Origin of the sequence: Sorangium sp. So ce295 (genome assembly GCF_051527405.1) — a bacterium.
In the GTDB taxonomy this organism is placed as follows: domain Bacteria; phylum Myxococcota_A; class Polyangia; order Polyangiales; family Polyangiaceae; genus Sorangium; species Sorangium cellulosum_B.
Genome location: NZ_CP150324.1, coordinates 12,132,360 through 12,158,732 on the forward strand (window position 1 = coordinate 12,132,360; position 26,373 = coordinate 12,158,732).

General features: G+C 71.3%; 22 protein-coding genes and 1 tRNA gene. 15 read left to right on the plus strand and 8 right to left on the minus strand.

All coding sequences use genetic code 11. The features are described 5' to 3' along the window. Positions 1 to 18: 18 nt before the first annotated feature. The 4 genes from WMF11_RS45870 to WMF11_RS45885 all read left to right on the plus strand — a co-directional run bounded on the left by WMF11_RS45870 (position 19) and on the right by WMF11_RS45885 (position 2,647). Complete coding sequence (locus WMF11_RS45870; RefSeq protein ID WP_437975245.1) at positions 19 to 1,626, plus strand: PepSY-associated TM helix domain-containing protein; 1,608 nt, start codon at positions 19 to 21, stop codon at positions 1,624 to 1,626. Continuing rightward, positions 1,619 to 1,966 carry a hypothetical protein gene (locus WMF11_RS45875; protein ID WP_437975246.1) on the plus strand — a complete coding sequence of 116 codons (348 nt, stop codon included), beginning with the start codon at positions 1,619 to 1,621 and terminating at the stop codon, positions 1,964 to 1,966. Before WMF11_RS45870 ends, WMF11_RS45875 begins: the two co-directional genes overlap by 8 nt. Next, positions 1,959 to 2,234 (plus strand): hypothetical protein, encoded by a 276-nt coding sequence (locus tag WMF11_RS45880; protein WP_437905394.1) that lies wholly within the window; start codon positions 1,959 to 1,961, stop codon positions 2,232 to 2,234. Before WMF11_RS45875 ends, WMF11_RS45880 begins: the two co-directional genes overlap by 8 nt. 326 nt (positions 2,235 to 2,560) lie before the next feature. Continuing rightward, positions 2,561 to 2,647: transfer RNA gene (locus WMF11_RS45885), tRNA-Ser, on the plus strand. Between the two features lie 213 nt (positions 2,648 to 2,860). Here WMF11_RS45885 and WMF11_RS45890 read toward each other — a convergent pair. Continuing rightward, positions 2,861 to 4,246, minus strand: coding sequence for a DUF4388 domain-containing protein (locus tag WMF11_RS45890; protein ID WP_437905396.1), 1,386 nt, complete (start codon positions 4,244 to 4,246; stop codon positions 2,861 to 2,863). A 196-nt stretch (positions 4,247 to 4,442) separates the two neighbouring features. Beyond that, entirely contained in the window at positions 4,443 to 6,404 is a 1,962-nt protein-coding gene (gene aspS, locus WMF11_RS45895) for an aspartate--tRNA ligase (protein ID WP_437905398.1), read from the minus strand. Between the two features lie 200 nt (positions 6,405 to 6,604). On the opposite strand from aspS, the gene WMF11_RS45900 reads away from it, so the two are divergent. Continuing rightward, the gene (locus WMF11_RS45900; RefSeq protein ID WP_437905400.1) at positions 6,605 to 8,602 is read left to right on the plus strand and encodes a hypothetical protein; all 1,998 of its coding nucleotides are present in this window, start codon (positions 6,605 to 6,607) and stop codon (positions 8,600 to 8,602) included. Between the two features lie 46 nt (positions 8,603 to 8,648). On the opposite strand, the gene WMF11_RS45905 is transcribed toward WMF11_RS45900, so the two are convergent. From WMF11_RS45905 to WMF11_RS45915, 3 genes are read right to left on the minus strand one after another with little or no spacing between them, the layout of a single operon-like run. After that, positions 8,649 to 10,823 carry a transglutaminaseTgpA domain-containing protein gene (locus WMF11_RS45905; RefSeq protein WP_437975247.1) on the minus strand — a complete coding sequence of 725 codons (2,175 nt, stop codon included), beginning with the start codon at positions 10,821 to 10,823 and terminating at the stop codon, positions 8,649 to 8,651. Beyond that, the gene (locus WMF11_RS45910; protein WP_437547031.1) at positions 10,820 to 12,040 is read right to left on the minus strand and encodes a DUF58 domain-containing protein; all 1,221 of its coding nucleotides are present in this window, start codon (positions 12,038 to 12,040) and stop codon (positions 10,820 to 10,822) included. Before WMF11_RS45910 ends, WMF11_RS45905 begins: the two co-directional genes overlap by 4 nt. A gap of 10 nt (positions 12,041 to 12,050) precedes the next feature. Next, a complete protein-coding gene (locus tag WMF11_RS45915; protein ID WP_044967114.1) occupies positions 12,051 to 13,016 on the minus strand; it encodes an AAA family ATPase in 966 nt (321 codons plus the stop codon). Positions 13,017 to 13,312: 296 nt separating this feature from the next. Here WMF11_RS45915 and WMF11_RS45920 point away from each other — a divergent pair, with 296 nt between their 5' ends. From WMF11_RS45920 to WMF11_RS45945, 6 genes are all read left to right on the plus strand, one after another. Next, entirely contained in the window at positions 13,313 to 14,479 is a 1,167-nt protein-coding gene (locus WMF11_RS45920; RefSeq protein ID WP_437975248.1) for a decaprenyl-phosphate phosphoribosyltransferase, read from the plus strand. After that, complete coding sequence (locus tag WMF11_RS45925; protein WP_437547035.1) at positions 14,479 to 15,219, plus strand: CPBP family glutamic-type intramembrane protease; 741 nt, start codon at positions 14,479 to 14,481, stop codon at positions 15,217 to 15,219. The genes WMF11_RS45920 and WMF11_RS45925 overlap by 1 nt, the downstream gene beginning before the upstream one ends. 103 nt (positions 15,220 to 15,322) lie before the next feature. Beyond that, positions 15,323 to 15,985, plus strand: a complete 663-nt coding sequence (locus WMF11_RS45930) for an NUDIX hydrolase (RefSeq protein WP_437547037.1) — start codon at positions 15,323 to 15,325, stop codon at positions 15,983 to 15,985. Continuing rightward, positions 15,985 to 16,932 (plus strand): NAD(+)/NADH kinase, encoded by a 948-nt coding sequence (locus WMF11_RS45935; RefSeq protein WP_437975249.1) that lies wholly within the window; start codon positions 15,985 to 15,987, stop codon positions 16,930 to 16,932. Before WMF11_RS45930 ends, WMF11_RS45935 begins: the two co-directional genes overlap by 1 nt. Positions 16,933 to 17,241: 309 nt before the next feature. Beyond that, positions 17,242 to 17,577: an HU family DNA-binding protein gene (locus tag WMF11_RS45940; RefSeq protein ID WP_012240887.1), complete on the plus strand. Its 336-nt coding sequence runs from the start codon at positions 17,242 to 17,244 to the stop codon at positions 17,575 to 17,577. 155 nt (positions 17,578 to 17,732) lie between these two features. After that, complete coding sequence (locus tag WMF11_RS45945) at positions 17,733 to 19,169, plus strand: ABC1 kinase family protein (RefSeq protein ID WP_437975250.1); 1,437 nt, start codon at positions 17,733 to 17,735, stop codon at positions 19,167 to 19,169. An 87-nt stretch (positions 19,170 to 19,256) separates the two neighbouring features. Here the strand turns inward: WMF11_RS45945 and WMF11_RS45950 are convergent, their stop codons facing one another. Then, positions 19,257 to 19,928 (minus strand): hypothetical protein, encoded by a 672-nt coding sequence (locus WMF11_RS45950; protein WP_437713092.1) that lies wholly within the window; start codon positions 19,926 to 19,928, stop codon positions 19,257 to 19,259. A gap of 76 nt (positions 19,929 to 20,004) precedes the next feature. Here WMF11_RS45950 and WMF11_RS45955 point away from each other — a divergent pair, with 76 nt between their 5' ends. Then, complete coding sequence (locus WMF11_RS45955) at positions 20,005 to 21,306, plus strand: citrate synthase (RefSeq protein ID WP_437547045.1); 1,302 nt, start codon at positions 20,005 to 20,007, stop codon at positions 21,304 to 21,306. Between the two features lie 91 nt (positions 21,307 to 21,397). Here WMF11_RS45955 and WMF11_RS45960 read toward each other — a convergent pair whose 3' ends face one another. Together WMF11_RS45960 and WMF11_RS45965 are read right to left on the minus strand one after the other, a co-directional pair. Then, positions 21,398 to 22,603, minus strand: coding sequence for a serine/threonine-protein kinase (locus WMF11_RS45960; RefSeq protein WP_437975251.1), 1,206 nt, complete (start codon positions 22,601 to 22,603; stop codon positions 21,398 to 21,400). A 91-nt stretch (positions 22,604 to 22,694) separates the two neighbouring features. Further along, positions 22,695 to 22,916: a hypothetical protein gene (locus tag WMF11_RS45965; protein ID WP_437296083.1), complete on the minus strand. Its 222-nt coding sequence runs from the start codon at positions 22,914 to 22,916 to the stop codon at positions 22,695 to 22,697. 157 nt (positions 22,917 to 23,073) lie between these two features. Here WMF11_RS45965 and WMF11_RS45970 point away from each other — a divergent pair, with 157 nt between their 5' ends. The 3 genes from WMF11_RS45970 to WMF11_RS45980 all read left to right on the plus strand — a co-directional run bounded on the left by WMF11_RS45970 (position 23,074) and on the right by WMF11_RS45980 (position 26,312). Then, positions 23,074 to 24,180: a hypothetical protein gene (locus WMF11_RS45970; protein ID WP_437905405.1), complete on the plus strand. Its 1,107-nt coding sequence runs from the start codon at positions 23,074 to 23,076 to the stop codon at positions 24,178 to 24,180. 7 nt (positions 24,181 to 24,187) lie between these two features. Continuing rightward, positions 24,188 to 25,282, plus strand: a complete 1,095-nt coding sequence (locus WMF11_RS45975; protein ID WP_437905406.1) for a WD40/YVTN/BNR-like repeat-containing protein — start codon at positions 24,188 to 24,190, stop codon at positions 25,280 to 25,282. 430 nt (positions 25,283 to 25,712) lie between these two features. After that, complete coding sequence (locus WMF11_RS45980) at positions 25,713 to 26,312, plus strand: hypothetical protein (RefSeq protein ID WP_437905407.1); 600 nt, start codon at positions 25,713 to 25,715, stop codon at positions 26,310 to 26,312. Positions 26,313 to 26,373: the final 61 nt, after the last annotated feature.

Below are 26,373 nucleotides of genomic sequence, written 5' to 3' on the forward strand. Positions count from 1 at the left end.
GGGACAGGGTGACTCGCGATGGCCAAGAAGCTCTCCCGCCATGCCTTCACGACCTTCTGGGACGTGCATGCCTGGACCGGCGTGATCGGTGGACTCTTGCTCTACGTGATGTTCCTGTCGGGGGGGATCACGCTCTTCCGCAGGCAGCTCGCGGTGTGGGAGGAGCCCCTGACCCAGCAGCGCTCCTCCGTCGAGCAGGCAGGGCTCCAGGCCACGCTCGATCAGGGGCTCGCCGCCGCCGGGACGACGCCGGGGGAGCTCTGGGTCGACCTGCCGCAAGGCGGGCTGGGCGCCGCGCGGCTCCTCTACTACGCGCAGGGCGAGGCGGTCTCGTCGTGGATCGACGAGGGGCTCGTGCCCGAGCGAGAGCGGCTGTCCGACTTCCTCTACGACCTGCACTACCTCTGGCACCGGGCGACGGGCGAGTGGCTGTTCTATCTCGCCGGTCTCCTGTGCGTCGCGCTCCTGCTCGCGCTGGCGACCGGCGTGCTCATCCACCTGAAGGACATCGTCCGGCAGTTTCATCAGTTCCGGCCGGACAAGACGCGCCGTGTCCTGTGGTCGGACATGCACAAGGTGCTTGGCGTGATCGGCTTGCCATTCCAGCTCCTGTACGCTTACACGGGCGCGTTCTTCGTCTTCCTGGGGGTGCTCGTGCCGGTGTTCACGGGGCCCGTGCTCGGAGGAAACGCCGCGCGGGCGGACCTCCTGGCGTGGGGAGCGTCGTTCGCCGACGAGCCGGAGAAGGGAGCGCCCGCTCGCGGCCTGACGCTCGACGAGCTCATGGCCCGCGCGCGCGCCGCGGAGCCCCGGCTCGTGCCCGAGAGGTTGCGTATCCGGCACCTCGGCCTCGACAGCGGGACCATCGATATCCGCGGTACGATCGAAGGCGTCCCGTTCGCGCGCGGCACCCTGCGCCTGCGGGCGACCGACGGCGCGGTCCTCTCGCTCGACGCGCCGGGCGCCGAGGGCGCGCGCAGCGACGCATTTCGCTGGATCTACGGCCTCCATTTCGCCAATTTCGGCGGTATCACGCTTCGCATCCTGTTCTTCGCGCTCGCCCTGGCGACGTGCGCGACGATCCTCACCGGCAACTGGATCTGGCTCGCTCGACGGGAGGCGCGGCAAGAGGGCCTCGGCAACCGCCTCCTCGCGCGGCTCACCGTGGGCTTCGGCGCCGGGACCGTCGTCGCGATCGCGGCGCTCTTCCTGGTGAGCCGGGCGTTCCCGCTCGACTGGGGCGCGCGCGCGACGGCCGAGGAGCTGACGTTCCTGGGGGTGCTCGTGCTCTGCATCGCCTGGGCCCTCGCCGCGCGTGACGGCGGGCGCCTCTGGTCGCGGCAGCTCGGGCTCGCGGGGCTCCTGCTGCTGCCGGTCCCCGCGCTCGCGGCGCGCTGGTCGGGGGCGGGGCTCTTCGGCGCGGGGCCGAAGCTCGGAGCGGTCGTCGCCGTCGACGTCGCGCTCCTGCTGGCGGCCGCGGCGCTCTGCGCGTCGGCCTGGGTGCTTCGCCGGGCGACCTCGCGACCCGAGGCGCGGCTCCTGGCGACGCGCCGCGCGCCGCAGCCTTCGTTGGCCCACGGCGGGGCAGGGCTCGTGGCCAGGCGGCAGACGGCGTCCCATGGTTGAGACCGCGTCGGTCCTCTCGGCGTATCTCGCCTTCGCGCTGCTCCACGGGGCGCGGCCGGAGCGCCTGCCGTTCGGCCTCGCGGCGCGGCTGCGCGCGATGCGCGCGTGGCGCGCCTCGGCCCGGGCCCTCTCCATCGTCATCTTCTCGCTGTCGGTGTGGATGTGGAGCCGAGCCGAGGCCGGCGCAGCGGCGCTCCTCGTCCCCTTCGCGGCGCTCCTCTGCGCCGCGAGCGCGTTCGTCCTGCTCGCGCCGGTCTGGCCGCGCGCCGTCTGGGGCCTCGCCCTCCTGTGTCCGCCGGCCATCGCCGCGCTCTTCCTCCTCGGAGCGCGCCATGGCTAGCCAACGTCTCGCCCGGCTCGACGCCGCGCTGCGCGTGCTCGCGGCGCTCGTCGGCACCCTGCCGCTCGCCGTCCTGGCGAGCGTGTGTCTGGCGCGATTCGCGCCGCTCGCGGAGGGCACGCGGTCCGCGCTCGGCTTTTCGCTCGTGGTTCCGCTCTGGCTCGCGGCGATGTGCTTCACCTTCCTGGCCCGCAGCGCGGCCCGCGCGTGGGGGGTCTGCGCGGCGCTCGGCGCCGTGTTGCTCGCCCTCGCCTACGTGGTGCCGTGATGACGGGCGCGCGCCCCTGGCGACCGGAGCTGGCCCGGCGCCTCCAGCGCTCCTCGTCCGTTCGACGGTGATCGGCCGATCCGAGCGCCCAGGGTCGAGCCTGGCGGCCCGCTTTCCGCGCCGTCCGTCCCGCCCCCTCGGAATCCGTCGCCGCCGGCATCCCCCTGCACGATCTTTTGTGCACGGCGACAACCTCTTTGGTATGTTGCCGCTCCCTCGCCGCCGCGATGAGCGTCGGACGAGCCAGCGTTCTTTCTATCGTCATGCATCGAGGTCCGCGCTGCTCCTGCGCTGAGCACGGGGCGGGTGGACCATCCTGGGTACCAGGAGAGGTGGCCGAGTGGCTGAAGGCACACGCTTGCTAAGCGTGCGATCGGGAAACTGATCCGCGGGTTCGAATCCCGCCCTCTCCGCCGCGAGAACGCTCAGCGCTACGCCCATCGTGCGGCGGCCTGAGCACCGCGAACACGCGAACACGCGAACACGCGAACACGCGAACACAAACAGACGAGCCCCGTGCGATACGGGCCGCGCTCGAGCGCGCCGCTGCGCGCGAGCAACGTGTGGGTGGTCATCGCGCCGTCGCGGCCTCATGCGGGACCGCGTGGCCCTCGCGGCCGCGGCGCTCAGGCCGCCCTGGTCCTCAGCACGCGCGACTGGAGGAACTGGTAGATCGTCTTGATCGCGTCGAACGAGCCGACCGCGCTCTCCTTGATCACCTCGTTCACCGTGCGCGAGCCGTTGACCGCGCCGAGCACGAGCTGCTCCATGCGCGTCAGCTTGCCGGAGCCCACGCTGTCGAGCGCGACCTGGTCGACGACCACCACCTGGTCGAAGTTGATCGTCCCCTCCATGAGCCGCCACTCGTCGACGCGCCGGAACCCCTCGAGGACCAGCGCGGACACCGGGAGGCCGAGGTGCGCCTGCTCGACCTCGGGGCGGAACGGCTCGCGTGTGAACGAGAAGCGCCCGTAGGGCCAGCGCAGCACCTCGTAGATGAGCTCGCTCGACTGCCGCTCCAGCACGGCGATGAGATCGTCGTTCGTCGCGACGCCGGCCTCCACGAGCACCTGGCCGAGCAGGGCGTGCGGCCGCTTCGCGCGGAGCAGCGCCTCGAGCCGCTCCCGCGTCAGGAGCCCGCGCTCGATGAAGTAGCGCCCCAGCTTGAACTCGTCCGACGAGTTGCGCGCCTGCACCAGATCGATGAGCCCCTGGCGGAGCGAGATCGTGACCGACGCGCGGTTCGTGGTCACCCGCATCACGCCCGTCTGCCGCTGCATCTGGAGCAGCTGGAGGATCTCGGCGAGCGGGATCGCGGAGACGTCGCCGCTCATCACCTCCTTCGCGTCCGCGGGCGTATCGTCGAGGTCGCGGAGCGTCAGGGTCAGCTTGGAGACGACCTCGCTCGTCATCACGCGGGCGACCGCCTGCATCACCGCGGCCTCGTTGGTCCGCGCCTCGGGCGAGAGGCCCATGATCGCCGGCGTCATCACCGTCGACAGCTGCTGCGCGAACTCCGCGCCGGCGCGCTGGCGCATGTTCCTGGCGAGGAGGCTCGGCCGCACGCTCTCGGCGATCGTGTCCTCGTCGGGCATCTTCGCGCCCTCGGGCACGGGCCGCGCGCGCCCCTCCGCCGCCTTCGAGAGCGCGCCCTCGATCACCGCGACGAGCGCGCGCGCGTCGAACGGCTTGGTGATCGCGTCGACGGCGCCGGTCTGCTGGACGAACTGCCCCCTGAGCTTGTCGCCCTTGGCGCTCATCAGGACCACGGGCACGTTGCGGTGCGACGGGTTCGAGCGGAGCTCCCGGCAGAAGGCGTAGCCGTTCATCCTCGGCATCACGAAATCGAGGAGGACGAGATCGTACTTCGGCCCCTTCTTGACCAGCTCGATCCCCGCGAGCCCGTCGCGCGCCACGGTCGGGTCGAACCCATTGCGAGCGAGGATGGCGCTGACGACCTTCAGGATGGTCGGGCTGTCATCGACAACGAGGACTCGCGCCGGGGAGGCCATGGCGAAGGATACAGGCCCTACCCTACCAGAAGTGCGCGGCCTGCAAACATAAAGGCCAACGCGGACGGCCGCGCGCGGCGAGGCAGAGCACAACGAGCGCGGTCGCGGGTCTCCGCCGCGCGCGCGGCGAGAGGCCCGCCGCGCCGCCGCCGCCGGAGGTGCATCATGCCATCCCGCGCGCGCCCCCCGACTGGCATCAGGCGCCGGCGCTGCCGGTGCCCGTCGCGCCTTGCCGGGTGTCCGCCCGGGGGTCCCCGGCCGCGACCGCCGTCTTCACGTGAAGCTCGGCGAGCTGCGCGGCGTCGACGATCACGGGCGCGCCCGTCATCTGATCCGTGCCCTGGTTGGTCTTCGGGAACGGGATGACGTCCCTGAGCGTCGGCGCGCCGCTGAGCAGCATCGCGAGCCGGTCCATGCCGAGCGCGATGCCGCCGTGCGGGGGCGCCCCGCTGCGGAGCGCGTCCAGGAGGAACCCGAACTTGTCGCGCGCGTCGTTCTCGTCGATGCCCAGCGTCTTGAAGACGCGCGCCTGCACCTCGGGATCGTGCAGCCGGATCGAGCCGCCGCCGATCTCGAACCCGTTCAGCACGAGATCGTAACGGTAACACTCGACGCGCGCCGGATCGCTCTCGAGGAGCGGGACGTGCTCGTCGATCGGCCGCGTGAACGCGTGGTGCGCGGCGGCCCAGCGCCCCGTGTCCTCGTCGAACTCGAACAGAGGTGGGTTCGTCACCCAGAGGAACCTCCACTGGTCCCCATGCCCGTACTCCGGGATGAGCCCCATCTTCTTGGCGACGTCGATGCGGAGCTTCGCCATCACGGTGTGCACGACGGCTTCCTTGCCGAACTGGAAGCAGAGGACGTCGCCGGGCTTGGCGCCGAGCGCCTCGTTCAGCTTCTGCCGGAGCTCCGGCGTGATCGACTTCGTGAGCGGCGACTGCGTCCACGAGCCGTCCTCGGCGAGCTTGGCGCGCGCGAGGCCGCGGAAGCCCTTCACGTCGCGGAGCCCGCGCTCGAGGTCCTCGGTCTGCTGGCGGGACAGGTTGGCGCTCGCCGGGATCACGAGCCCCTTCACGATCTCGGCGGGCAGGTCGCGCCGCAGCTTGCCCGACTTGAACTTCTCGGCGAGCTCGACCCAGAACGGCACCCCGCCGCCGTTGTGCTCGATGATGAGGTCCGTGAGGTCGGTGTGCTCGATCCCGAAGCGGAGGTCGGGCTTGTCGTTGCCGAAGCGGCGCATCGACTCGGCGTACGGCATGCGCGGGAAGCGGCCGGTCGGGTAGAGCTCGGTGAGGTCCTTGCCGAGGGCGGCCTTGAACACCGCGAAGACGAGCCCCTCCATCAGCCCGAAGACGTCGTCCTGGTTCACGAACGACAGCTCGACGTCGATCTGGGTGAACTCCGGCTGCCGGTCGATGCGCAGGTCCTCGTCCCGGAAGCACTTCACGATCTGGAAGTAGCGGTCGAAGCCCGCGACCATGAAGAGCTGCTTGTAGAGCTGCGGGCTCTCGGCGAGCGCGTAGAACTTGCCGGCCGAGATCCTCGACGGGACGAGGAAGTTGCGCGCCCCGCCCGGCGTGTACTTCACGAGGAAGGGCGTCTCGAGCTCGAGGCAGCCCTTGTCCGACAGGTAATTGCGCGTCGCCCGGTTGATCTCGTGGCGCATCCGCAGCGCCCGCTGGAGCGGGGCGCGGCGCAGGTCGAGGTACCGGTGCTGCAGGCGGATCTCCTCGCGCGTCTCGATCTCGTCCGCGATCTCGAACGGCGGCGTCTCCGCCCTGTTGAAGATCGTCGCCTCGGCGACCCAGACCTCGATGGCCCCCGTGTCGATCTTGTCGTTCACGTTGCCTTCGCGGCTGACCACGACGCCCCGGACGCCGATGACCCACTCGGACCGGGCCTTCTCGGCGGCGGCGTGCGCGTCGACGAGGTCCTTCTCCTCCGCCTTCAGGCCGTGCTTCCTGATCGCCGCGAGGTAGCTGCGATCGAAGACGATCTGCGTCACGCCGGTGCGGTCGCGGAGGTCGATGAAGATGCAGCCGCCGTGATCGCGGCGCCGCGCGATCCAGCCGAACAGCACGACCTCCTTGCCAATGTCTGCCTGGCGCAGATCGCCGCAGCGGTGCGTCCTCTTGAGCTCATCGATGAAACGGGACACGAGCCGACCTCCGATTTTCCGTGGGAGGGGCGACTCTAGCCCAGGTCGCCGCTCACCGCCTCTCCGTATCCTCCGCGCCCCGCGCGCGGTTCGGCGGCGCATCGGCGCCGCGCGCGCCGCGCCGCCGCCGCCGAACCGCGCGCGGCGCCGGGGTGCGCCGGAACTTGGCCCGGCCGCGGCCGATCTGGCATGGCCGCTCGGTGGGCTCCGGAGAGAAACGCTGCTGGCTCGATCGGTCGCTCGCCTTGCTGTCGGCCGCGCTGCCCTTCGGGCTGTCGCTGGCCCGCGCCGCCTCTTCCGGGCAATGGCGGGAAGATCTCACGGCCGTCCGGGATCTCGGCCTCGTCGCGGTCGGCGTTGGCGGCGGCCTGTCGACGGCGCTCTCGCAGGCGCTGAGCCTGATCCCGCTGGGCTCCCGGACCTTCCGCACCGCCCTCGGATCGGCGCTCGCGCTCGCGCTCGCGTCCCGCCTGCTCTACGGGATGGTCCGCCGCCTCCTCCTGGAGTCCGCGCGGCCGGCGCCCCTCCCGGGGCTCTCGCTCTGGCGCAAGCTCCGCGGCGGCGCGGCCGAGCCGACCCCCGCCGGCGCGCGATCCACGCCCGCCGCGCCCCCCGCGCCGGACGCGCCGGACGCGCCCGGCGGCGCTGTGAGCCCGCGGCTCGCCTCGGTGCTCTCCGCGATCGCCGTCCTCACGGCGGCCCTGTCGCCGACCTGGCAGCGCGAGGCGACGGTCGGCGGCGGCGCCATGATCGCCACCTGCTGCGCGCTCGTGACGCTCGCGCTCGCGTCGACGTGCGCCGAGCAGGCGCGGCACGCCGGGCGCGCGTGGATCGCGCTCGGCGCGCTCCTCGGGGCCACGTTCGCCGAGAGCCCCCCCGCCGGCCTCGCCGCTTTCGCGGCGTCGTACGCGATGTTCCTCGCGCGCGGCGGCGCCCAGCGCGCGGGCGGGCGCCCCGACGAGGCCTCGGCCGGCGGCCCGCCCCGGCGCATGCTGGGCGCCGCCGCCGGCGCGGGGGCGCTCACGGCCGCGCTGCTGCTCGCGCCGCTCGTGCTCAGGCCGCTCGCGCCGCGCGCCTGGGCCGACATCGGCCGCGCGCTCACGGCCGGCAGCCTCGCCGCCCTCGACGTCGCGAGCGCCCGCACCACGGCGCTCGCCGCGTGGAGCCGCGAGATCGGCGTCGTCTCCCTGCTCGTCGCCGCGGCCGGCCTCTCGCTCTCGCTCCTGCGCCCGCGCGCGCGGTGGCTCGTCGCGCCCTTCCTCGTCCTGCTCGCGCTCGACACCCTCCTGCCCGCGCGGGCCGCCGGCGTGCTCTCCGCGGATCCGCTCACCCCCCTGCGCTCGCTCGCGGTCGCGGCGATCGCCGTCGGCTCGGCGCTCGGGGCGCACGCCGCGGTGCGGGCGCTGCTCCACACGCGCGTGCCGTTCTCGCGGAGCGGCGCGGCGCTGCTCGTCGTCTTCCAGCTGACGCTCGTCGCGCTGACGAGCGAGGAGGCAGGCTTCGCCGCCGATCGGAGCGAGCAGACGGCCGCCGAGGTCTGGACGGACGAGGCGTACGGCAGCCTCGATCCCGGGTCCGCGATCCTCGTGCGATCCCCGGCGATCACGTGGCGGGTGTGGGCGGCGCGGATCACGCGCGGCGAGCGGCCGGATGTCCTCGTGGTCCCCATCCCGCTGCTCGATCGCGGCCACGTCGCCGGGAGCCTGCTCGCCGACGAGCGCAAGCTCGCGCCGCTCCTGCGCGACTTCGCGCTCGCGGGCGAGCCCGGCGAGTTCGCCCTCTCCACGCTGGCCGACGTCCGGCCGCTCCACGTGGAGCTCGATCCGCGCTGGTCGAAGAAGCTGCTCGGCCACCTGAACGTCGCCGGCATCTGGCTCGAGTACGCCCCGCAGCCGCTCGGCGCCTCGGATCGCAAGCTGGCGACGGCGCAGTCGATCGTGCCGCTCCGGCGCGTGCTGGAGTCGCTCTCGATCGCCGCGGTGCCGGACACGTCGACCGCGGCCGTCCTCGCGTCCACGATGCGAAGCCAGTCGGACGTCGTGAGCCTGCTCGGCGAGCGCGTCGTGGCGCAGTCGTTCGTCGACCGGCTGGGCGAGCTCGCGCCCCAGGATCCGTTCATCTCCGGCGGCCCGAGCCGCCGCGCCGTCGCCGGCATCCGGCAGGCGTTCATCGCGAAGCGACCTTTGCGCCGCCGTTGATGCGGTCCGCGCGTCTTCCGCGCGTCTTCCCGGTTCCCGGCCGCGATCAGGACGACGCGGCCAGCGCGCTCTCGCCCGCGGCGCGCGCCCGCCGCTCCGCCCCGCGCAGCGCCTTGACCCGCCGCTCGAAGTCGCGGCTGTCGTCCTCCGAGAGCGTCGCCCCGCCGAAGCGGGCGCGCAGGTAGACCTGCGTGAGCGTCAGGATCTCGCGCGCCAGCGGGTGCTCCGCGAGCTCCAGCGCCTCGGCGTGGCGCAGCGGCGGCAGGCTGGGCGGGCGCGGCACGCCCTGGACGACCATGGCGGCCTCCAGGCTCTCGTAGAGCGCCGTCGCCAGGATCGCGCTCGGGGTGCGCCCGGCGTCCGCGCGGCGCTCCTCGCGCCCGCGGCGCGTGCGGCGGAGGCGCCAGTAGAGCACGCCGCCGCCCAGCGCGAGCGCGACGGCGGCGACGGCGAGGATCCGCGGGCGCGACAGCGAGAGATCGCTGCTCGATCCGGACCTCCGGTAGCGCGACGTCAGCGTCTGGAGCAGGCCCACCTGCTGGTTCAGGTCGTAGCCGACGACGTGCCTGTCCCAGCGCTGGCTCGTCGCCTCGATGAAATCGCGGAGGTACGCCCAGGCCCCGACCAGCTCGCTCTTCGGCGCCGCGTCGGCCGGCGGCGTCGGGTCGAACGTCATCCACCCCTCGCCGTCGAGGTACACCTCGACCCACGAGTGGGCGTCGCCCTGGCGCACCGCATAGAACCGGCCGAAGCGGTTGTAGGTGCCGCCGACGAAGCCGGTCACGTTGCGGGTCGGGACGTCCACCGCGCGCAGCAGGATGGCCATCGCGGTCGAGTAGAACTCGCAGTGCCCGCGCTTCGACTCGAACAGGAAATGATCGAGCGGCTGCGGGTCCGCGCCCGACGGCGACGCAAGGTCGTACCGGTACTCCGTGCGCAGGTGCTCCTGGATCGCCCGCGCCCGATCGGCCGGACGATCCACGCCTTGCGTCCACTGCTCCGCGAGATCGACGACGCGCGACGGCAGATCCCTCGGGAGCTCCAGGTAGCGCCTCCGCTCGGCGCCCGGGAGGCGCTGGAAGGTCGGCGCCCGCTTCCGCGACAGGAAGATGTCGTAGACCAGCCCGCGATCGTCCGTGGGCTGGTACCTGAGCTCCCCCTCCGGCCCGCGGTAGGCCATCGTGCTCGCGTCGATCCCGAGCTGCCCGCGGTGCTTGAGCCGGAGCCCCGTCGCGTTCGGCGGGAGGAAGATCACGGGCGGATCGATGGGCTCGAGATCGATGCGCATCACCGGGTCGAGCGCCGGGTCCGGGTACCGCTCGATCGGCACGAGCCCCCCGTCGCTCTCCGTGGGGCGCTTGAACGTCTCGCTCTGCGTCCAGGTGCGGCCGTCGTACGCGTCGAGCGCGGTGCCGCGCAGGTGCATGGTCAGGCGCGGCGGCGGCGGCTCCGGGAGCTCGGGGATCTCGACCCGCATCGCCAGCTTGGGGTCGCTGCGCAGCACGCCGACCGCGCCGAGGTCGACCTTGCCCGAGAAGCCGATCATCCGCCCGGTGTGGCCGCGGTTGAGCAGGAGCAGCGAGAGGCCGACGCGCGGGAAGATCACGAACAGCAGCGCGGTGAAGGCGAAGATCGGGACCGAGAGCAGGCAGGTGACGGCCAGGAACGAGCGCCCGACGACCCGCCTCGAGCGCAGGATGCGCGGCACGTCCACGGGCAGCCCCGTCCGGTCGCGCGCCCCTTGCCGGTAGTTGCCCTCGACCTCGCGCCGCAGGTGGCTGAGCACGAGCGCGCCTGGCGCGACGACGAGCACCCCCAGGAAGCACAGCCCGTAGCCGATGCCGCCGCCGAGGACGGTCCCGGCGATGAGGTGCAGCAGCGCGAGCACGATGACCTGCTGGTCGTGCGCCGCCCCTTTGCGCGTCGCGAGCCGGATGATCTGCAGCGCGGCGGCGAACTCCACGAGCACGTCGAGCACGCTCGCGTCGGTGGCGACGATGCGGACCACCTGGACGGCGATGACGGCCAGCAGGATGCCCGTGTCGAGGTGGCGGAGCGCCGGGTGCCGCTGCCACGACTCGCGCACGACGAGCGCGAGCCCGAGGCAGATGAGGATCGCCCAGCTCACGTAGCGGTTGAACTGCCCGCTCGCGACGAGGGCGATGACGCCGAGCGCCGCGAGCGCGTCGGTCATCACCCGGTGCACCATCCCGAACCTCATGACGCGCCCCTCGGCGCGCCGGCGCGGCGCTCACCGCTGCTCGGGCTCGGGCTCGATCCCTGGCGCAGCGGCGCGTGGGCGCCGCGCTCGGGTGCCCGGCCGTCGTCGACCGCGTCGAGCAGCGCCAGGAAGCGGAGGATCGCGTCGGAGCCGATGTTGCGATCGCCGCGCACCCGCTCGCCCAGCGTCGTCGCGACGACCACGGCGTCGCCGCGCTTGATGTGGGCGACGGCGCGCGACGCCGCCTCGCGGATCCTGCGCTCGAAGGTCGGCGCGAACGCGTCGCCCTCCCCGGCGGGGCGCACCGTGTCGACGACGATCTGCACGTCCGGCCGCGTCTCGCGGGTGCGCTCGCGCAGCACCAGCTGATCGCGCATCGTGCTCTTCTTCCAGTAGATGTCGCGCGGATCGTCCCCCTCGCGCATCGGCCGGAGGCCGAACGTCTCGTCGCCGCCCCCGCGCCCGCTGAGGCTCGCGCCGCCCTCGCGCCGGCCCGCGTCCTCGACGGGGAGCCGGACCGGATCGACCGCGGGGTAGATGATGAGGTCGCCCTCGGCCTCGACCTCCCTCGATTTCTCGAACAGCCCGAAGGGAAAGCGGGTCGCGATGCGGAACCCTGTGTGCCTGTCGCGGCCGCGCCTCGCCGGCGTCCGCCGGTAGGCGGCCACCTGCGCGCTGGAGGGGCTGATCTTCAGGAAGAAGCAGCGCTTGTCGGCCGGCTGGCCGGCGCGCAGATCCTCGACCTCGATCGCGTACGACGGAACGCGCTTCTTGTGGTTGTAGACCTCGATCTCGACGAGGTGAGCCCGGCCCACCTGGGCGCGGGCCGGGAGCCGCCGGGTCACCGTGAGGTGCTGCAGCGACAGGTCGCTCATCACGCCGGAGACGACGATCAGCGACAGCAGCATCCCGAGCAGCAGGTAGAGGAGGTTGTTGCCCGTGTTGATCGCCGCGAAGCCGACGCCCAGCGTGATCCCGAGGTAGTACTTTCCTTCCCGGGTGAACTTGAGCTTCCGGGGTGGCCTCAGGAAGAGCAGGACCCTCGTCCAGAACGACGCCTTGTCCCCGCGCGGGGGCAGCAGCGGGCGCTGCTCGACGAGCGGCCTGTCGCGCCTCGGCTTGCTCGGCCGGACGGCGCTCCGCGTCGCTGCGCCGGCGCGCTCGGCGCCGCGGGAGCTGCCGCTGAGAGATCCCCGCTCCCTGTCCTCTGCGCCCATCGCCCACCCCTCAGAGGGGGACCGGCACCCGCGCCACGAGGTCGCGCACCGCCGCCTCGCACTCGTCGCGGGTCGGCATGTAGCCCTCCGCGTGGGCCGAGAGCCGGACCCGGTGCGCCAGCACGGCCACCGCAAGGTTGTGGATGTCGTCCGCGATACAGTACGAGCGTCCGTAGAGGACCGCGCGCCCCCGGGCCGCGCGCGCCAGGTTCATGCCGGCGCGCGGCGATGCGCCCAGCGAGAGGGTCGGGCTCGACCGCGTGGCCGTGAGCACCGCCTGCAGGTAGGTCGCGAGCGACGAGTCGAGCTCGACGCGATCGACCTCGCGCTGCAGGGCGACGAGCTGGGCCGGATCGATGATCTGCGGCACGTTCCGCGCCCGGTCGGGCTCGCCGCCCTGGAGGAGCAGCCGCATCTCGACCTGCGGCGGCGGGTACCCGATCCGGATCCGCACCATGAACCGGTCGAGCTGCGACTCCGGCAGCGGGAACGTGCCCGCGAAATCCTGCGGGTTCTGGGTCGCGAGCACGAAGAAGGGGTACGGCAGCGGCGTCGCCGTCCCCTCGATGGACACCTGCCCCTCGTTCATCGCCTCGAGCAGCGCCGACTGGGTCCGGGGGCTCGCCCGGTTGATCTCGTCGGCGAGCAGCACGTTCGCGAAGATCGGCCCCTGCCGGAAGACGAACTGCCCGAGCCGCTGGTCGAAGACGCTGACCCCGAGCACGTCGCTCGGCAGGAGATCGCTGGTGAACTGAACGCGACGGAGCTCGCCCCCCACGGCCTTGGCCAGCGCTCGGGCCAGCGTCGTCTTGCCGACGCCGGGGACGTCCTCGATGAGGACATGGCCCCGGGCGAGCAGCGCGATGAGCGCCAGCTCGACCGCCTCTGGCTTCCCTTCGAGGGCCTGCTCCACGGCAGAGCGAAGCTTCAGGAGAAGAGGCGAAGCTTCACGCGCGACCGAGAGCGCTGATGTCATCGGGGGCGATGGTAGCACGAGGTCACGGCGCGCCTGCGGGGATGCGCATTTTGCGTTCCACGAGCCGGGCTGGCGGGTGCGAACCCGGATTCGCGACCTCGCGGCGCGGCCGCCGCCCCGGGTGCGCTGCGCCACGTTCTTCCCGGTTCGTGGCCTGGAGGGACATCGGCGCTGCCGCTGGCGCTCGGTGTCGTCGGTTTCGTCGGTTTCGTCGGTCCCGGGCGCCGGCGCCCCCTGTGCTTTTAACTTGCCGCGGAATGGCCGGGGCCAGGGCGCCCGAGTATGCTCCGCGCGCCGTGACCGCCTCGGGGCCCCTTTTTCGCAACAGTGCCGCAGGCTTCCCTGATCAGGAGGCGCCCGGCGCCGAGGCTCGCCCGGATGCGGGCGCGCCGGACGCGCCGGCGCCTGCCGAGCAGGGCGGCTCGCCCGCTCCGGTGAGCTCCGTCCCCGCCGGCAAGCCTCCGTCGTCGCCTCCGCGGAGCGCCGGCGCGCCGAGCTCCGGTCCGCCGGAGAGCGGGCCCCCCTCGGGCGGCTTGATAGCGCAGCCGCCCCTGTTGCCCGACTCGCCGAGGGGGACGCTGCTCTGGCGTGTGCGCGGGATGATCCGCGCGATGCGGCCCCACCAGTGGGTGAAGAACCTCTTCGTCCTCGCCCCCGTGGTGTTCGCGAAGCACCTGACCCACCCCTCGATCATCATGAGCGCGATCGGGGCCTTCGCGATCTTCTGCCTGCTCGCCGGCGCCGTCTACATCCTGAACGACATCGTCGACGTCGAGGCCGATCGGGTCCACCCGGTCAAGCGCTTCCGGCCGATCGCCTCGGGCCGCGTGCCCATCCCTGTCGCCAAGGCGATGGCGGTCGGCCTCGCGGTCATCGCGCTCGGCGCGAGCCTGCTCGGCCCGCCGCTCTTCGCGGTCGTCGCCGCCAGCTACTACGTCCTCAACGTCGCCTACTCGTTCCGGCTCAAGAAGATCGCCTACCTCGACGTCGGCTGCATCGCGATCTTCTTCGTGCTGCGCGTGCTCGCCGGCGGCTTCGCGACGAGGACGCCGCTCTCCGGCTTCATGATCGCCTGCACCGCGCTGCTCGCGCTCTTCCTCGGCTTCGGCAAGCGCCGGCACGAGCTCGCCTCGGTCAACGCCTCGAAGCAGCGCGCGGCGCTCGACGGCTACTCGCCTGGCGCCCTGACGGCGGCGCTCGCCGTGACGGGCCTCGCCACCTTCGCCACCTACCTGGCGTACACGCTCGACCACGACACGCAGCGGTTCTTCCAGAACCCGTACCTCTGGCTCACGGCGATCCACCCGCTCTTCGGCGGGATCCGGTTTCTCCAGCTCGTGGCCGGCAGCGCGAGGTCGGAGAGCCCCACCCAGGAGATCCTCCGGGACACGCCCTTCGTGCTGAACGTCGTCATGTGGTCGGCCGAGGTGCTGGTGATCGTGTACCGCCTGAGGCCGTCCTGATGCTCGGCGCCGGACCGGAGCTCGCCCGGCCGGGGGCGGCCCCTGCCGGCGACAAGCCCACCGCGAAGAGCGATGCGCTGACCGATCTCGCGCTGACGATGCCGATCTTCGTCCTCTATCACCTCGGCGTCGCCTTCCTCCCCATCCGCAACGCGGCGGATCCGGTCACCGCCGAGCTCCGCGCGCTGGCCAAGCACAGCCTCCCGCTCTACGCGGGCCTCACCGTCGCCGTCGGCGCCGCGTTCGTCCTCGTCCTTTCCATCCTCGGCCGAGGCCACGCCCTCCAGACGAGGCGCTTCGCGCTGCTCGCCGTCGAGGGCGCGCTCTACGCCATCCTGATGCGCTTCGCCGGCGCCTATGTGGTCGGCTCCCTCCGGCTCGGCCCGCCCGCCGCGTCGAACGACATCTTCACCGGGGTCGTGATGTCCCTCGGCGCGGGCTTCTACGAGGAGATCGCCTTCCGCGCCGGCCTCTACGGGCTGGGCGCGCTCGGGATCAAGTTCTTCTTCGGCAAGGGGGTCCAGGGGGTGGTGCTGATGGTCGGCTGGGCGGTCGTGGCCGCCGCCGTCTTCTCCGGCTGGCACTATGTCGGGTCGCTGGGCGATCCCTGGAACCTCCCCTCCTTCGTGTTCCGCATGGTGTGCGGGCTCGTTCTGACGGCGATCTACGTCTTCCGCGGCTTCGCGCCGGCCGTCTGGACCCACGCGCTCTACGACGTCTGGGTCCTCGTGCTCCGCTGAGCCCGAGGCCGCCCCGAGCGCGGGAGCGAGGCGCGCGCCGGGCGCGGGAACGAGGCACATCGCGATCCGCTGCCGTTTGGCGCTATGCTTCGCGCCTCGACGCATGCGGCTACCTCCCTTCCCGAAGCTCGCGCTCAAGCTGGTCCGGACGATCCCCTCGCTCGACGGCCCTGGTTTCCTCAACGTGCGACGCCAGGTGTTCCGCGTCGAGTTCCCGGACGGCTCGCTGAGCGACCCGTTCACCTACGACAGCGTCGATCGCGGGCGCCTCGACGCGGTGGTGATCGCCCCGCACTACCGCGGCGCGGACGGGCGCCGTCGCGTCTTCCTCCGCTCCGCGTTCCGGCCTCCGGCCGCGACCCGCCCGCCCGAGGCGTGGCCCATCCCGGAGGCGCCGACGCTCGGCGCGATCTGGGAGCTTCCCGCCGGGCTCGTCGAGCTCGACGAGCGGAGCCCGGAGGGCCTGAAGCGCTCCGCCGCGCGCGAGCTGCTCGAGGAGGTCGGCTTCGACGTGCCTCCGTCGGACCTCCACCCGCTCGGCCCGTCGACGTTCCCGGCGCCGGGCATGGTGGGCGAGCGGCACTTCTTCTTTCATGTCGAGGTCGACCCGGCTCGCCAGGGGACGCCGCTCGAGGACGGCTCCCCGCTCGAGCGGTTCGCGGCCATCGCGGCGGTCCCGCTCGACGAGGCGATCGAGCTCACCCGGCGCGGCGTGATCGAGGACGCGAAGACCGAGGTGGCGCTCCGGCGCCTCGCGGAGCTCTGATGGCGGAACGATCCCCCGCGCCCGCGCCGCGGCGTCCGCCCCGCGTCGCGCTCGTCGTGAAGCGCTCCGCCTGGAAGATCTACCGCGAGGAGCGGAAGGACCCGCGCATCACGCGGCTCATCGAGGCCGGCGACTCCGCGGTCGCGCGCCTCAAGGCGTCGCACGACGCGCACGAGCAGACCGTGCGCGAGGTCAAGGCGGCGCTCGACGACCTCGGGGTCCAGATCGATGTCGTCGCCAGCGCGGCGCAGTCCTTCGACGCGGGCGAGCTCGACCTCGTGATCACGGTCGGCGGCGACGGGACGCTCCTCAGCGCGTCCCACAACGTCGGCGACGTGCCGATCCTCGGCATCAACAGCGCGCCGGGCCACTCCGTCGGCTTCTTCTGCGGCGCGACGAGCCGCGACGCGGCCGACGCGATCGCGGGGGCGCTGAGCGGCTCGCTCCGCAGCACCGTGCTCACCCGCATGCAGGTCACGGTGAACGACAAGCTCGCCACGGGGCGCGTCCTGAACGACGCGCTCTTCTGCCACGTCTCCCCCGCGGCCACGTCGCGTTACGTGCTCCGGCTCGGCCGGGCCGAGGAGGAGCAGAAGTCGAGCGGCTTCTGGATCGGTCCTGCGGCCGGGTCCACGGCCGCGCAGCGCTCCGCGGGCGGGCGCGTCCTGCCGCTCACGTCGAAGCGGCTCCAGCTCGTCGTCCGCGAGCCCTACACCCCCCACGGCGAGGAGTACCGCCTCCGTCACGCCCTGATCCAGCCGGGCGCCTCGCTCGTCGTTCGCAGCAAGACGCACGACGCGAAGCTCTTCTTCGACGGGCCGATCCACTCGGTCAGCGTCGGCTTCGGCGACGTCATCGAGTTCACGCAGGCGCCCCAGTCGCTGACGATCCTCGGCCTCTCCGCCAAGAGGAAGTGGGGCGCGGGCTCGGCGGTGAGCCGCCGCTAGGCCGCCCGGGCGACCGGGATCGCCTTCAACGGAAGGGGTTCGGGTGATCTCCTACGTCGAGCGCCCGGCATGCGGCCTCCCTCGCGGCGGGCGCGTGAGGCCTGAAGAAGGGCCGATTTGGGCTGCTTTCCCGCGGTTTTGACGGCCCGCGCCAGGGCCCCCCGGCCGCCCTCCCGGCGGAGCGGCGCGCCCCCCGGGGCATGAAACCCCTTCTTTTGTAGCTCCGATCGACGATTCGACACTGGATCTGCGGCGGCCGTTGTGGTTCCTTTGGCCCGCAAGAGGGCACAAACCTCAGGAGGAATGAACATGGCGGCCAAGAAGGCGGATGGGAAGAAGAGCACGTCGCTCAGCAAGAGCGCGCTGATCAACGCGGTGGTCGAGGCCAACGAGAACGAGATCTCGCGCAAGCAGGTCAAGGCGATCCTCGAGTCGCTGACCGACATCGCGTACAAGGAGCTCAAGAAGAACGGCATCTTCACGATGCCCGGCTTCGCGAAGTTCCGCGTCGTCAAGAAGCCCGCGACCAAGGCGCGCGAGGGGATCAACCCCTTCACGAAGCAGCCGATGACGTTCGCGGCCAAGCCGGCCAGCAAGTCGGTCCGCGCCCGCCCCATCAAGGCGATCAAGGACTCGCTCTCCTGAGCCTGCTCGGCTCGCCGGAGGGCTCCGCTGCGCGGCGGAGGTCCGCGGCGGCCCCCTCGCCGGGATTCACCGATCGTCGGATGGCGAGGGCGAGGGCGAGCACCGCTGGCCCCGCGCGGCCCCTGCGGTAGCATGGTGCGGCTGCTTTGCCGCACATGACGCTCGCCGTCCGACTCTTCCGCGCGCTGCTCGCGTTCTCGGTCATCCTGACGAGCTACCTCATTCAGCTGGGGCTCGTGCGGGTGTTCGCGAGGCGCCTCGGGCGCGGCTCGCCCGCGGGTGAGCCGCCTCGCTGGCTCGTCGCGCGCCGCGACCGCGTCGATCAGAACAACGCCCGGCGCCTGCTGCGCGCCATGCTCCAGCTGCGGGGCGTCTTCATCAAGCTCGGCCAGGTGCTGTCCATCATGGGCGGCTTCTTGCCTCGTGCTTACGGCAAGGAGCTCGAGCAGCTCCAGGACCAGGTGCCGCCGCACCCGTTCAGCGATCTCGAGGCCGCGCTGCGCGCGAGCTTCGGCCGCTCCGCGGGCGAGCTGTTCGCGTCAATCGAGCGCGCGCCGCTCGCGGCCGCGTCGCTGGGGCAGGTCCACGTCGCGCGCCTCCGCGACGGCCGCAAGGTCGCGGTCAAGTTCCTCTACCCCGGCATCCGCGGGATCATCGCCGTCGACCTGCGCGTCCTGCGCCTCGCGATCCTCGTCTACAAGCGGTTCGTCCCGGTGGGGCACATCGAGCGGGTGCACGAGTCGCTGGTCGATCTGCTCCGCCGGGAGACCGACTACCTGCACGAGGCCGCGTGCATGGAGCGGATGGCGCAGAACTTCGAGGGGGACGCGAGCATCGCGTTCCCGGAGGTCATCCACGAGCTCACGACGCGCGACGTGCTCACGATGACCTTCATGGAAGGAATCAAGATCACCCGCCTCGACGCGCTCCGGAGCGCGGGCGTCGAGCCCTCGGACGTGGCGCTCCGGCTCGTGCAGGCCTTCTACAAGATGCTCTTCGCGGATCGCTTCTTCCACGCCGATCCGCACCCGGGGAACTTCCTTGTCGCCGCGCGGCCCGCGGAGGAGGGCGGCGGCTTTCGCCTCGTCGTCCTCGACTTCGGCGCGAGCTGCGAGGCCCGGGACGAGCTCATCGACGGGCTGCTCGACATCCTGAAGGGCATCTTCGCGCAGGACGACGCGGCGGTCGTGCGCGGCTTCCGGAGGATGGGCTTCGTCGCGCCCGGGGGCAACGACGCGCTCCTCGAGAGGACCGTGAAGACCTACTTCGCGAAGCTGCTCAAGATCCGGGATCGCACGCCGGCGGCGCTCATGCGCGCCCGCCCCGAGCAGCTGGAGCGGCTCGCGGACCCCGAGCTGGAGCGCGGTGAGCTCCAGGAGCTGATGCGGTCGTTCGAGTACCCGGAGGACTGGTTCTATGTCGAGCGTGCTTGCGTGCTCCTCTTCTGGCTGGCCGCCCAGATCGATCCCCACCTCGATACGATGGCGGCCGGCTTCCCGTACCTGATGCCGTTGATGGCGCAGCGCGAGGCCAAGGCCGGCTCCGGCTCCGGCGGGTCGGACCCGGCGCCGCGCAGCTCGCCTGCGGAGTGAGCCGAGGGCCATCACCACGCGCAACACGCGCAACATGCGTTTCGCGCGCGTTTCGTAGATGTTTCGTTTGCGCTCTTCGCCCGTGCGTTACCGTGTTGGGAGCGGGCTGAAGCGCGGGCCGGGGCGGGTGAGCCCGAGCTGCGCGAGGAAGGGCGCATAACTCGAGTCGCGATCTGCCATGATCTCCGCGAGCCTCATCTTGACTGCGGCGATCCCTGCCCCTTCAAGGCGTCGGTAATTGTCCTCGGCGGGGTCGACCGCAGGCTCGACGCCTGCCCCCGCGAGGACGGTCCCAGTATGGTTCAGCCCCTCTGGAATCGTTTGTACAAACGGATCTGGCGCGTGTCGGAGGAGACCGACGAGCCGGTGCGAGTTCGTCTCGTCCCCCGCCATCTCGGGGTGGAACGCGGCCAGCACCGGCGCGGGGCTAAGGCGCCGCCGCAGCTGTTCACCCAGGCGCGACGCGAAGCGCTCGAACTGGGGCGACGGAGCATGGATGCACGGGAAAACCAGGTGCACCACCGCGGAGTCGGCCTCCTCCATGACCGCCAGCGCCGTCTCCAGGACGGGCTCACGATCGAGCAGGACGTAAAAGCGTCCGAATCCGGTTGCGGCGTCGCGCATGAACGGGCAGAGCCGGTAGCGAGCGACAACCTCGTCGGCGTAACGCCCGTGGACTCGCCGCACCTCGGCCGCAAACCGAGGCGCCTCCGGGTGGTGGGCCAGCTCCCCCCGCACGACCGGCTCGCTCAAATGCATCACCTCATTTTCTCGGGGAAGCATTCTTCCCTCGGCCCGTGATAGCTTACGCCGCGCTGCGGCGGAAGGAGGAGGCGTGCAGGAGACCGCGAAGTTAACGCTGAAGAAGAACGGTGGGGAGCAGACGATCGAGTTGCCTGTCATCACGGGCACCGAGGGGGAGAAGGCGATCGACGTCGCGTCCCTTCGTTCGAAGACCGGGTACGTTTGCATCGACCCGGCCTTCGTCAATACGGCCTCGACCACGAGCTCCATCACGTTCCTCGATGGGGAGAAGGGCATCCTCCGCTACCGCGGCATCCCGATCGAGCAGCTCGGCGAGAAGTCGACCTTCGTGGAGACCTCGTACCTCCTGATCTACGGCAAGCTGCCGAGCAAGAGCGAGCTGTCCCGGTTCTCCACGCTGCTCACCCGGCACTCGCTGATCCACGAGGACATGAAGCGCTTCTTCGACGGCTACCCGTCGACGGCGCATCCGATGGCGATCCTGTCCGCGATGGTGCTCTCCCTGTCGAGCTACTACCCGGAAGCGATCGACGTGAAGAACACCGAGCACCTCGACATCACCATCGCGAGGCTGCTCTCCAAGGTGCGCACGATCGCGGCGTTCTCGTACAAGAAGTCGATCGGCCAGCCGTTCGTCTACCCGCACAACTCGCTCTCGTACTGTGCGAACTTCCTGAACATGATGTTCTCGGTCCCGGCGGAGCCGTACGAGATCGACGAGGACATCGTGAAGGTGCTGAACCTGCTCCTGATCCTGCACGCCGATCACGAGCAGAACTGCTCCACGTCGACGGTGCGCCTCGTCGGGAGCTCGAAGGCGAACCTCTTCGCCTCGGTCGCCGCCGGCATCTGCGCGCTCTGGGGCCCGCTCCACGGCGGCGCGAACCAGGAGGTCGTGACGATGCTCGAGGCGATCCGCGCGGACGGCGGCGACGTCTCGAAGTTCGTCAAGCTCGCGAAGGACAAGACCTCGAACTTCCGCCTGATGGGCTTCGGCCATCGCGTGTACAAGAACTACGATCCGCGCGCCGTCCTCATCAAGGCGGCGGCCGACAAGATCCTGGCGAAGCTCGGCATCAAGGATCCGCTGCTCGACATCGCGCAGCGCCTCGAGGAGACCGCGCTGAAGGATCCGTACTTCGTCGAGCGGAAGCTCTACCCGAACGTCGACTTCTACAGCGGCATCATCTACCGCGCGCTCGGCTTCCCCACGAACATGTTCACCGTCATGTTCGCGCTCGGACGCCTCCCCGGCTGGATCGCCCACTGGAAGGAGATGAACGACGACCCGACCGGCAAGATCGGCCGTCCGCGGCAGATCTACACCGGCGAGAACGCCGTCGACTACACGCCGCTCGACGAGCGCGCGTGACCGCGGCGGGGCCCAGCGGCCCCGCCGGCACCTTCCACCGACGATCCCTTCCACCTGACGAGCGCGCCCTTGGCGGCGCGCTCGCGGCCCCTCAGCGGCTGAACACCAGCAGGACGACGATCATCGCCACGATGACGCCCGTGATGAGCGAGGCGCCGCCGACGAGCAGCAGCAGCTTGCCCGTCGAGAGCTGCGAGAGCGACGCGCCAGCGCGGGAGGGCGCTGACGGGTTGTCGTCGAGCGTTCGCTCCGGTCGGCTCATCGAGTGCGAATGGCGAGGGGCCGCGGCCGGCTCCAGCACGGTCGGCTGCGGGCGCGCGCTCGGCGACCCGCCGGCATGCAGCGGAGGCGCCGGCTGCGATATCGGCTGGCCGGCGCGGATCCGCCCCTCGATGACGGCCTGCGCGTAGGGAGGCAGCGCGCCTGCGCGTACAGCGCGGACGTCCGCGCGCATGGTCTCGGCGTTCGGGTAGCGATGGAACTTGATGAACGCCAGCGAGCGATCGACCACGGCCGCGACGGAGGGCGAGATCCCGGGCGCGACCGACGCGAGCGGCGGCGCGGCCTCGGTCGCTGCGGCGATGACCTCCATGGCCTCCGTCACCTCGCCGTGCACCTGTCGGCCCGCGAGCAGCCGGAACATCGTCGCTCCGAGCCCGAAGAGATCGGTGCGCCCGTCGATGTCGTGGATGAGCCCCGTCGCTTGCTCCGGCGCCATGTACGTCGCCGTGCCCATGATCATGCCCGTCTTGGTCGCGGTCTTCTCGGGCAGGCCGGTGAGCCCGTCGACGACGCGCGCGATGCCGAAGTCGAGCATGCGCACGCGCCCGTCGTTGCCGAGGTGGATGTTCTCGGGCTTGAGATCGCGGTGCACGACGCCGCGCGCGTGCGCGATCGCCAGCGTCTCGAGCACCTGGTCCGCGAGCGCGAGCACCTCGCCGGCCGGCATCGTCCCGGTGCGCGCCATCCGATCGAAGAGCGTCTCGCCCTGGAGCGCCTCCATCGTCAGGTAGGCGAGGCCCTCCTGCGTCTCGCCGGAGGCGAGCACGCGCACCACGCCGGGCACCGCGTCCGCCCCGCCGAGCGTGTTGCCGATGAAGCCCTCGCGGAGGAAGCGCTTCCGCACCTCCGTGATCGCGTTGAGCTCCGGGTGCAGCACCTTGAGCGCGACCTGAGAGCCGTCCGCCGCGCGCCCGAGCAGCACGCTCCCCATGCCGCCGGTGCCGAGCACGCGCTCGATCCACCACGTCCCGGCGAACGTCTTGCCGACCCAGTGCTCCGCGTCGTCGTCGTACACGAGAGGCGCCCTCTTTCGACCAGCGGCCATCCGAGGAGAGAGATCTCAGCGGCGAAGCCACTGGTAGGCCGCTCCGCTGCGGGCGCGCAAGCTAATTGATGGAGGTCGTGCCGAAACGGGGGTCGTCGTCAAGCCGCTCGGCCGCTGCCTTGAGCCCGGAGGCGACGCCCCGGAACGCGTCCGCTGGCATGCGAAACGTCACGCCAGGGCCGATGAGTGTCACGTGCACGGTGCCACACCCGCACCGGGTGATGCGTGTCGCCTCGTTCGAGGCGAGCTCGGTGTGTGGACCGCATTTCTTGGGCGCCGCCATGGTTGAACCTCTCCCACATCCTAGCAGCACCGGCCAGCGCTCGACCACGACGCCCCGGCGCGCGACGGAACCATGCCCGCCCCGTGACACGAACGCCCTGAAATTGTGCAGCCGTGTATATCTCTCTTCATCGCTGCGCGATTGCCTGGAGGGACTCATGGCCGGTCGATGCCTGACGCTTGGTTTGCTTCCTGTCGTGCTGGGGATCGTGGCCTGCGTTGACGGGGGCGGGGGTGGGGGCGAGACGCCCGCGCCGGTCGACGAGTCGCTGCTCGATGTGCCGCCGGTCGGCCAGGGCTTCCAGATGCAGACTGAGGAGACCGAGGTGCCGGCGGGGGTCGAGCAGCAGGACTGCTACTTCTTCAAGGTCAGCGAGCTCGCCGCGTCGAACGGGCTGGACCCGGCCGCGCCGGTGAACCTCCACCGCGTGCAGATCGCGCAGCGCGACGGCTCGCACCACATGAACATCTTCCGCGTGAAGACCGTGAAGGGGCTGGGGCCGGAGGGCGGGCTCATCCAGAAGAACCAGAACGGGGTCGGGGAGTGCTTCAAGAGCCCCAACTGGGCGGACTGGCCGCTCATCGCGAACTCGCAGCAGAACGGCCAGGTCGACTGGGAGTTTCCCGAGGGCGTCGCGAACGTCCTCGCGCCGGACGAGTGGCTGATGCTGCAGACGCATTACGTGAATGCGACGTCGCAGAAGACCCCCGAGGCGGTCGGCCGCGTCCGGGTGAACTTCTGGGCGCTTCCGGCCGCCGAGGTCAAGGCCGAGATGGGCACCGTCTTCGCGACCAAGCAGTCGATCCGTGTCTGTCAGTCGAACCCGACGCCCACGTTCGAGGGCTCGTGCCAGATCAACAGCCCCTCTCCCGTGAGGATCATCGGCGCCAACGGCCATTTCCACAGCCGAGGCACGCGGTTCGATATGTATGCATGGGACGGCAAGACCATCGGCACGCCTCCGGCCTCGGAGCGCTTCTACACATCGAACGCGTGGGACGACCCGCCGATGCTCATCTCGCCGGAGCTCGACAGGGAGCTCCCGACGAACGGCGGCGTCTGGTACGGATGCACCTACGAGTGGCAGCAGCCGGACCCGTCCGTGGGGTGCAAGGGCCTCGACGAGTACGACGTGTCCAAGAACGGGACCGCCGACGAGTCGCTCGATTGCTGCTACACGTTCGGGCCGATCGTCGAGAAGAACGAGCACTGCAACATCTTCGTCTATTACTATCCGAAGCAGGACGACGTGTTCTGCAACTGAGCCCTCCATGGCGGCGCGCCGGCAGGACCTCTCCAGGCGGGTCTTCACTCCCATGCGCACCTGCTTTCACTCCATGGCTGTGGCGGCGCTCGGCGCGGTCGCCCTCACCGGCTGCCCCGGCGATCCTGCGAGGCCGCCCGAGCAGGAGCCGCCGGCGTGGCGCGTGCTGCTCGACGAGGGCGATCTCGACCGCGCGGTCCTCTCGATCTGGGGGACGGCGCCCGACGACGTGTTCGCCGTCGGGGGGCCGCTCGGCAACACGGGCCTCCAGGCGCTCGCGCTGCACTACGACGGGGCGAGGTGGCGCGAGCTCCCGGCGGGCGGGGAGACGACCTTCTGGTGGGTGGCCGGCTCCGGTCCGCAGGACGTCTGGATGGTCGGCGAGCGCGGCCGCGCAGCGCGGTGGGACGGCGCGACGTTCACCGAGCACGAGACGGGGACGGAGGCCACGCTGTGGGGCGTGATCGCGTTTTCACCCGACGATGCCTGGGCGGTCGGCGGCATGCCCGGCAGCGGCGCGGACGCGGAGAAGGACATCGTCCTCCGCTGGGACGGCAGCGCATGGTCGCGAGAGCCGCTGCCGGCGGCGACTGGCCGGGCGCTCTACAAGGTGTGGGGCGAATCGTCCGAGGATCTCTACGCCGTGGGCGAGTTCGGCGTGATCTGGCACCGCTCGGGCTCGACCTGGGAAGTGCAATCCGATCCGCCGATCGCGCAGGGCACCCTGTTCACGGCCGCCGGCTGCAGCCGTGAAGAGGTATACGCGGTCGGCGGGAGAGACGTGCTCCGCTCGGACGGCGCGTCGTGGCGCAGGCTCGAGATAGAGCTCACCAACGACGTGAACGGCGTCGCCTGCGGCCGGCCGGGGGAGGTCGCGATCGTCGGGTATGGAGGGCTCAAGCAGCGCCTCGTCGACGGGGCCTGGATCGATGAGTTCACCGAGGAGCCCTACGCCGATCTCCACGCCGTCTGGGCCGACGGGGAAGGGGCCTTCTGGGCCGTGGGCGGGGACTTCCTTAGCCAGCCGACTCCCGGCAGAGCCCGCAAGGGCGTGGTGGCGCGCTACGGAACAGGGCAAATCGCCGACACTGTGAGCCGCTGATCACCACGTCGCAGGTATCCTCACCTGCTCGGACATGCCCTTGGTGTGGCATGGCGCATCATGGGACCGTGAACTCGTAGATACGCTGTGGCCGAGCGGGCACGAGCAGCGAGACTTTTTTCTTGGGAAATGCTTCAAAGGGTGGCGCTGGTCGTCCGATTGCAACACCTGCGGAGACCACACGCGGATCCCGCGCTCTGAACCCAGGAGAATTGGCATGCGACGGACCATTGCTCAGCTTTTTGTGAGTGCGTTTACTTTTGCAGTTCCTGCGCTGGTTGCCTCCACTGCATCAGCCCAGCCCAATCCATGTGGAAACCTCCAGCTCGCGGCGGCCGGTCAGTGTGAGATTCGCACCGAGGGCGGCTGTGAAGGCTACTGCGAGCCGGTCCGTTTCGAGGCGGAGTGCTCCGGGCGGTGCACTGGCGGCGTGCAGGCGTCGTGCACGGGCCAGTGCCAGGCGGACTGCGAAGGCGAGTGCACCGCCGACCCGGGGAGCCTGAGCTGCGAGGGGAGCTGCAAGGCGAGCTGCACGGGGAAGTGCGAGGCGAGGTGCGAGGCGAAAGCGGGTAGCGATGCCGGCGCGCGGGCGGACTGCGAGGCGTCGTGCTCGTCGAGCTGCGAGGGCGAGTGCAGCGTGAGCTGCGAGGCGACGCCGCCGAGCGCCTCGTGCGAGGCGAAGTGCGAGGCGAGCTGCGAGGGGGAGTGCAAGGTCGACGCGAACTTCGACTGCAACTTCAACTGCACGTCCGAGCTCCGGGGCGGGTGCGAGGTGCAGTGCACCACGCCGGATGGCGCGCTGTTCTGCAACGGGCAGTACGTCGATATCGCCGGCAGCATGGAGGAGTGCAAGAACTGGCTGCTCTCGCAGGGCGTCGATGTGGAGTTCCACGCCGAGGCGGAGGCCGAGGCCAGCGTCTCCTGCGCCGCCGCGCCGGGGTCGTCCTCGGCGCCGTTCGCGGGCACCGGGCTCGCGGCGCTCGTCGCCGGCGTGGGCGTGGCTGCGGCGCGTCGCCGCAAGCGGTCCTGAGCGGGGCTCGGCGCCCCTGACTGCGCGGGCGCCGCCCTGGGGCGCGCCGGCGCGCCCTGAA